Annotated in this window: 8 protein-coding genes and 1 pseudogene; 1 reads left to right on the top strand and 8 read right to left on the bottom strand. The window is 52.8% G+C overall.

The window, feature by feature from the left end; translation table 11 throughout:
* Positions 1-111 precede the first annotated feature (111 nt).
* Positions 112-1035 (bottom strand): DUF7916 family protein, encoded by a 924-nt coding sequence (locus KNP82_RS11820; RefSeq protein WP_029595621.1) that lies wholly within the window; start codon positions 1033-1035, stop codon positions 112-114.
* A 90-nt stretch (positions 1036-1125) separates the two neighbouring features.
* On the opposite strand from KNP82_RS11820, the gene KNP82_RS11815 reads away from it, so the two are divergent.
* Positions 1126-1680 (top strand): maltose acetyltransferase domain-containing protein, encoded by a 555-nt coding sequence (locus tag KNP82_RS11815; protein ID WP_214828109.1) that lies wholly within the window; start codon positions 1126-1128, stop codon positions 1678-1680.
* 39 nt (positions 1681-1719) lie between these two features.
* Here KNP82_RS11815 and KNP82_RS11810 read toward each other — a convergent pair whose 3' ends face one another.
* The 7 genes and pseudogenes from KNP82_RS11810 to KNP82_RS11780 all read right to left on the bottom strand — a co-directional run bounded on the left by KNP82_RS11810 (position 1720) and on the right by KNP82_RS11780 (position 6058).
* Positions 1720-2724 carry a pyridoxal phosphate-dependent aminotransferase gene (locus KNP82_RS11810; RefSeq protein ID WP_029595619.1) on the bottom strand — a complete coding sequence of 335 codons (1005 nt, stop codon included), beginning with the start codon at positions 2722-2724 and terminating at the stop codon, positions 1720-1722.
* Positions 2721-3479, bottom strand: coding sequence for a transporter substrate-binding domain-containing protein (locus KNP82_RS11805; protein WP_021067270.1), 759 nt, complete (start codon positions 3477-3479; stop codon positions 2721-2723). The genes KNP82_RS11810 and KNP82_RS11805 overlap by 4 nt, the downstream gene beginning before the upstream one ends.
* A 226-nt stretch (positions 3480-3705) precedes the next feature.
* Positions 3706-3831: pseudogene (locus tag KNP82_RS15570) on the bottom strand (P-loop nucleotide/nucleoside kinase family protein); the annotation flags it as partial.
* A gap of 9 nt (positions 3832-3840) precedes the next feature.
* Positions 3841-4563 carry a nucleotidyltransferase domain-containing protein gene (locus KNP82_RS11795; RefSeq protein ID WP_029595617.1) on the bottom strand — a complete coding sequence of 241 codons (723 nt, stop codon included), beginning with the start codon at positions 4561-4563 and terminating at the stop codon, positions 3841-3843.
* Entirely contained in the window at positions 4560-5081 is a 522-nt protein-coding gene (locus KNP82_RS11790) for a DNA topology modulation protein (RefSeq protein WP_029595616.1), read from the bottom strand. The genes KNP82_RS11795 and KNP82_RS11790 overlap by 4 nt, the downstream gene beginning before the upstream one ends.
* 13 nt (positions 5082-5094) lie before the next feature.
* Positions 5095-5541 carry a GNAT family N-acetyltransferase gene (locus tag KNP82_RS11785; protein ID WP_051627733.1) on the bottom strand — a complete coding sequence of 149 codons (447 nt, stop codon included), beginning with the start codon at positions 5539-5541 and terminating at the stop codon, positions 5095-5097.
* Positions 5542-5557: 16 nt separating this feature from the next.
* Positions 5558-6058: a hypothetical protein gene (locus KNP82_RS11780; RefSeq protein ID WP_029595614.1), complete on the bottom strand. Its 501-nt coding sequence runs from the start codon at positions 6056-6058 to the stop codon at positions 5558-5560.
* Positions 6059-6193: the final 135 nt, after the last annotated feature.

Here is a 6193-nt window from a genome sequence, read left to right as displayed (position 1 = left end):
AAACGGCTTGAGCCCTGTAGAATACAGGTCTCAAGCCGCATAGTCCGGTTTTCATTATTTGCCCTGTCTACTTGACGGGGAGCAGTTCATTATCGGCTTCGTTCCTTTTGATTAGCGGTTGACCGAGGCGGCCATGCGGATATACGTATGGCGCCGTCCCCGAATCGCAATCGATAACGCTTGAATGTTCTCCGGTGTGGCGATTCCGGACAACCCTGCATCGCCGATATGGAACAGGTCCGTCCCACCGCGCTTCGAGGACAAAGCGATGTCACGAATCGTCGCTTCATCGGATCCTTCCTGTGACGTGCCGATGGCGGCGACGACGAGTTTATCCAACGCCTGAATCTCGCGCGTGACTTCATAGAATTCATCTTCACGTACGCCAGGAACGGTGCCGGGCGCTGGAATCAAGATGATGTCGGCCCCGGCTTCAGCAAAACGGACGTACGCCTCTTGATCGAGTACACGGCCGACGCCGGCTTGATGCATCTTCCCGGCGATGATGACCCCAGCGAACTCTTGGCGGGCGTTGATGATGGCTTGCTCGATCGCCTCGTTCGTCACCCCGGTGTTCGGGTTTCCGGTCAGGCAGATGAAGTCGATACCGAGCTCTGACGCTCTGGCGAACGCTTCCCGTGTCGCGAGCCGTCCTTGTTTTACGTCATACATGTCCTCCGATTTCTCGGAAAAGTCGACCGGCTCGAGGTTGACCCCAATCGGCAAACCGACGAGCCGCTTCAATTCCATAATCGGATTGTCAGACATCGTCTCGCCCGGTACGTTACCAAACAAGGCGTGGCTTTCGAGACCCTTTATGTACGGGTGGAACACGTCGAGCATATTCAATAGAATCATATCGGCTCCGAACGCTCGAGCGAGTTCAGCGTTCGTCACTTCTGGATAGAGCGGCTGCACGGTCGGTATGACCTCGGCGAGTACGGTCCGCCCCTCGGCTTTCCGAATCGATCCAATCAAATCCGAGCGGTTGAACGTCAAGAAATCACTGGCTCTGCAATCAAGAATTCGTTTCATCTGTCTATTCCTCCTCTAGTTCGTCATGTTCCTATTCCCCGTTTTGTCAGAAATTCCTCTATACTAAAAAAAGAAAAGGGGGAGAAGCAGATGACAGAAAAAGAAAAGATGATTCGGGGCGACCTTTACATGGCCGGGGACGACGAGCTCGTCGCCGACCGGCGTCAGGCCAGACGTTTGACGGAACGATTCAATCGTTCCGGCATCGACGAAATCGACGACCGAAAAGCTGTGTTAACGGAGCTTTTCGGCTCGACCGGGAGTTCGTTTTATCTGGAGCCGACGTTCAAATGCGACTACGGCTATAACATTCATCTCGGAGAACGGTTCTTCGCTAACTTTGACTGTGTGTTCCTCGACATCTGTCCGATCACATTCGGTGACGATTGTATGCTCGGGCCGGGTGTGCACGTCTATACGGCGACGCATCCGCTCGACCCGATCGAACGGATCTCGGGCCTTGAATACGGGAAGCCGGTCACGGTCGGACATCGGGTATGGATTGGCGGCGGTGCCATCTTGAATCTAGGGGTGACGGTCGGGGACGATGCCGTCATCGCCTCTGGCGCCGTTGTGACGAAAGATGTGCCGGCTCGTGCAGTCGTCGGGGGCAATCCAGCGAAAATCATCAAACTCATCCCATGACAACAACGCTCCGACTGGAAACAGTCGGAGCGTTGTTGGTTAATTCGTCGTTTGAGTTGCGTAAATGCTGAGCGCCTCGTGTGCCAGGGCGAGGGCTTGTTCGTTGCCGAGCGTGATGCGAATCCCGTTCGGTTGTTTCGATGTGTGAACGCCATGCGCGGCGAGGTGGGCCCAGACGGCCTCCGGCTCATCGAGCGTGACGTAAATGAAGTTCGCCTCGGCTGGATGGACGTGTCCGATGGTGGCGAACAAGTCGGTCCACTGTCCGCGCATGTCGGCGTGCCATACGATGGCCTCGTCGAGATACGTGGCATCTTGTAAAAAGATGTTGGCGATTTTCGCGCTGACGCCGCTAATGTTGAACGGCGGGACGAACTGACGGAAGTAAGCGGCGAGTTCAGTCGTCGTGACCATGAAACCGAGGCGGACGTTGGCCAGACCAAACGCCTTCGATAACGTCCGCAGTACAATCACATTCGTGAATGAATCAAGGTGGGCCACCATGCTCGACGTTGGCGTAAAGTCGATATATGCCTCGTCGACGATCAAGTATGGGACGAGTCCTGCGAGTTCTGCCAATTCAGCGACGCTCCACAATTTGCCGGTCGGATTGTTCGGGTTCGACAACAGCAACAGCTTCGGTTCGTGTTGCGCGATTGCCTGGACAAGTGCGTCATACGATAGATTATCGGCTTGGACGTGCCGGCCATGTGCGATCGTCGTGAAGATTGGATAGAGTGCAAAATCCGGACTCGGTGACAAGACGACGTCTTCCGGTGCCAACAGCGCCTGAGTGACGACATGAATCATCTCGTCACTCCCACAACCGACGAGCAACTGATTCGGGTCAACACCGGCGTAGGCCGCATAACGGGTGAACAACTCGTCAATCGGTTGGACCGGATACTCATGCAAGTCTTGGAACGAGATTGTCGCAAGTTGGTCATACAACCGGGACGGCACCGGGAACTGGCTCTCGTTTTGATTCAAACGGTACCCTTCTGGATAGATGACTGGATAAATCGGTAGTGAGACTTGTCTCATTCCGTCGGCTCCATCGAGAACCATTTCTTGGCGAGTTTGTCGATTTCACCTGAGTCAATCATCTTGTTCAACTCCTCGTTGAACTGATCGCGAAGGTCATCCTCCAATTTAAAGGCGGCTGCAGAACCTTTCTCGCCATCTTCTTTCAAGGCGAACGTGTACAGTCCGGCATCTTGATCCAAGTATTTTTGGGCGACCGTGTCCTCGATGACCATCGCGTCAATCCGACCCGTATTCAACTCTTGAACGATTTCTGGAATCTTGTTCAATGAGACGAGCTCTGCATCCGGAGCTTGGTCTTTGGCGATGTTCTCTTGAATCGATGCCGTTTGGACGCCGATTTTCTTGCCGGCGAGCGCTTCAATCGACTCGAGGGACTCATCTTTCGTCATGACTAAGTTCGTCGCCGACAAATAGATGTCCGAGAAGGCGGCATTTTCTTTCCGCTCTTCGGTCGGCGTCATACCGGCCATGACGAAGTCGACACGTCCGGCGTTGAGTGCCCCGAGCAGGCTACCGAAGTCCATGTCCTCAATTTTAAGTTCGTAGCCGAGGCGTTCCGTAACCGTTTCGGCAATCTCGATATCGAATCCGACAATCTCGTCTCCGTTCGCCGTATCGACAAACTCATATGGGAAGTAATCGGCGCTCGTTCCCATGACGAGTGTTTTTTTCTCTTCGCCCGTCGTCTCTTGGCTACATCCTGCTAGTAATGCACTTGCCACTAATCCCCCTGTAATGACCCACTTTTTCATGTATGAATTCCTCCTTCAAGATATGAGACTAAGTGTATATGTATGATTATTAATTGTAAAGCATAAAAATACAAATACGATTAAAAAAATACATCCAGGAAAAAGTCACAGGATGCATCAGGTGGTCAATCAATCGCTTGGAGATAGCGATGACTTCGGATAAATACGCTTCGAACGGGCGATTCATATCGATTGTAAGCGTATGCATAAGTGGGTGTTGTGAAGTCGATTCGAGCAGTGCCGTCTTCGGGACATCGTAATCGACGATGACCGCATCCAGTCGTCGAGCGATTTCCCGAGACAGCGTCGATTTGCCGGACCCAGGGAAACCGGACATTTGAAGAAAGAACATGGGATACCCTCACGTTTCGTTTGATTTCCCGCGGCTGAATCCGGCGAACAACCGGCCGCCGAACGGGGTGAGCGTCTCATCGACGTAACGGATGAGCGCGTCGGGTTCGTTCGTTTGATAATACGCCTCAAGGGCAGTGACGAGTTCTCGGGCTGCTTGCGCATCGTAGCGGTCGAGAGCGCGGTACGTCCATTTGGAAGATCCCGTCCATTGTCGATTCGTGCGCAGGATGAACTCGCAGACCAACGTGGCGAGAGTGCCCGCGATGAATAACCCTTCTGCCCGAGTGGTGCATCCAATCAAATCCTCGAGTGCATCGGTCAGGAAGTATCGCTTCATCTCAATCGTCTCGTCCGACCAAGCCTCGGGCCCGCTGTCGAGCAAGGCTCTCGCTTCACGCTTGATGTCTTCGACGATATTTGTGTCCTTCAAGATGATGCCTTCGGTGACCATTCTCGGTAACGATGGAATGGCGCGCCGGCAATCCTGTTCGAAGAACGTCCGATACGACGTCAAGTTATGGGCGAACAGCTCGATGGGCCATCCGGACTCGATGAACGACTCCCGAAAAGACGAGACGAGGGTGTCGTCGAAGATGATGATGTCTAAATCCGACGTTGCGGTCGCCTCACCACGGACGACGCTCCCGGCGAGCAGTGCGGCCCGACAGTGGGGGAAACGCGTTGTGACGAACGTCTTCGCTGCTACAATTGGTTCAAGTTTAGGAATCATAGGTGTTGCTCCGTACCGACGCGCGTTATAAAGTCACGAACCTCTGTCCGTGAATGCAATATGATGACTTGTTTGTTATCAGGAAGGGCTTGCAATCGGTTGATCACAGTCGGGCGTTGCGATTTCGGATAATCCCACACCCATTTCAAGAACTTCGGGTCAAACCGTTCCTCACAACCTGGTCCCATGTCCGGACGTGTCTTGCCACGATAGGAAAGCATGCGCTTCAAGACGCGATACGTACAAATGATCCTCGGCAAGTCGAGAAATACAATCGTGTCGGCAGCATGAAGGCGCAAGTCGAGCGTGCCCCCATAATTGCCGTCGATGATCCATGAATCGCGTCCAATCAATGCGGACTGCGTTCTAATTTGTTCTTGCCGTGTGGCGGGTGACCAATTTGGTTTCCATAGTAAGGCGTCTAAGTGATGGACGTCGATGCCGAGTTGAGTTCCCAACACGCGGGCGAGCGTCGATTTGCCCGAACCTCCTGAGCCGATGAGAAGTATTTTTTGCATCGAATACCACCTTTCAAATGTCAATCTTCATAAATTTACTGACGTCTGTGAAACCGAGTTGTTCATATAGTTGCATCGCCGTTTGATTGTGAGCATACACATTCAGGCGCACATCGGTATAGCCCATCTGTTTGAACGTGGCAAGCGCCTCTCGCATCAATAGTTTGGCATAGCCGTGACCGCGAAACGCGGGCTTGATATACAGGTCGTTCACCCAACCGACCTCTGCACCCGTCAAATAGTCGAACGCTTTATCGATTTGCGTCCAGCCGATGAGCGTCTCACCATCGACGAGACAGAGGAAATAGGCACCAAATTTCGCAGAGTGTTCGTACGCTTCAACCATCTTTTCCCGGTTATCAGCCGAGACGTGATTGGTTGCTTCTTCGCGGTTGACGCCTGCAAGACTATAAATTTCGGTCAGTTGTGATTCGGTTGCTCGTTGAAACGTGAGATTCATATCGATTCCGCCTTTGTTAGGAGTCTGTGGATTCAAGGATACGCCATTTTTCAATGACACCGTCCTCTTCGTATAGGACGCGTACTTCCATCTGGTTCAGTACGAGCCGTTGCTCGCTGGCGAAGAGCACAATCGGATAACCGATTGACAGCGGTTCGTCCGCTTCAAAGACGGGGCTGTGCGCTTGCATGGCATAATAGCCGTCCGAGCGCGTGTTGGCCGCCCCAGCATCGACTTGAATCACCGTATCGAACCCTTGGAGTCGTAACACGTAACTATAAGTCGTGCGCGCCCCGCGTTCGAGCCGCCACTCCTCGATAATTGCCTCGCGGCCATCGTTCACTTCCTCGAGTAACACTTTTTGTGCAGTGTACTCGCGTTCATACGGAATCATCTCCTGAATGTTGACAGCCGTCATGGTGGCGACTTTTTGTGATTCTTCGGATGGAGGTGTGATCAAAATACCGATAAAAATCAAGATTGGAATGAGCAGATAAATGATGACCCGACTTCGCATATGGTTTCACCTGTCCTTTATCGATTTTTTCGCCATCTACCGGCAGAACCCTGCCTGACCGGTGAAATATGTCTAAGGAACACGTTGAAATGTCTCGGATTTCAGGAAGCCATGTATGATGAAGGCGGGAGGGGA

Source organism: Exiguobacterium sp. s26, assembly GCF_018618235.1.
In the GTDB taxonomy this organism is placed as follows: domain Bacteria; phylum Bacillota; class Bacilli; order Exiguobacteriales; family Exiguobacteriaceae; genus Exiguobacterium; species Exiguobacterium chiriqhucha.
Note: the sequence above shows the minus strand (reverse complement) of the source record. Positions and strands in the feature narration are given on the sequence as shown.

Bases quoted from the DNA above. Each gene is read 5' to 3' on its own strand.
- KNP82_RS11820 (WP_029595621.1), bottom strand. From the start codon at position 1,035: ATGAAACGAATTCTTGATTGCAGAGCCAGTGATTTCTTGACGTTCAAC.
- KNP82_RS11815 (WP_214828109.1), top strand. From the start codon at position 1,126: ATGACAGAAAAAGAAAAGATGATTCGGGGCGACCTTTACATGGCCGGG.
- KNP82_RS11810 (WP_029595619.1), bottom strand. From the start codon at position 2,724: ATGAGACAAGTCTCACTACCGATTTATCCAGTCATCTATCCAGAAGGG.
- KNP82_RS11805 (WP_021067270.1), bottom strand. From the start codon at position 3,479: ATGAAAAAGTGGGTCATTACAGGGGGATTAGTGGCAAGTGCATTACTA.
- KNP82_RS11795 (WP_029595617.1), bottom strand. From the start codon at position 4,563: ATGATTCCTAAACTTGAACCAATTGTAGCAGCGAAGACGTTCGTCACA.
- KNP82_RS11790 (WP_029595616.1), bottom strand. From the start codon at position 5,081: ATGCAAAAAATACTTCTCATCGGCTCAGGAGGTTCGGGCAAATCGACG.
- KNP82_RS11785 (WP_051627733.1), bottom strand. From the start codon at position 5,541: ATGAATCTCACGTTTCAACGAGCAACCGAATCACAACTGACCGAAATT.
- KNP82_RS11780 (WP_029595614.1), bottom strand. From the start codon at position 6,058: ATGCGAAGTCGGGTCATCATTTATCTGCTCATTCCAATCTTGATTTTT.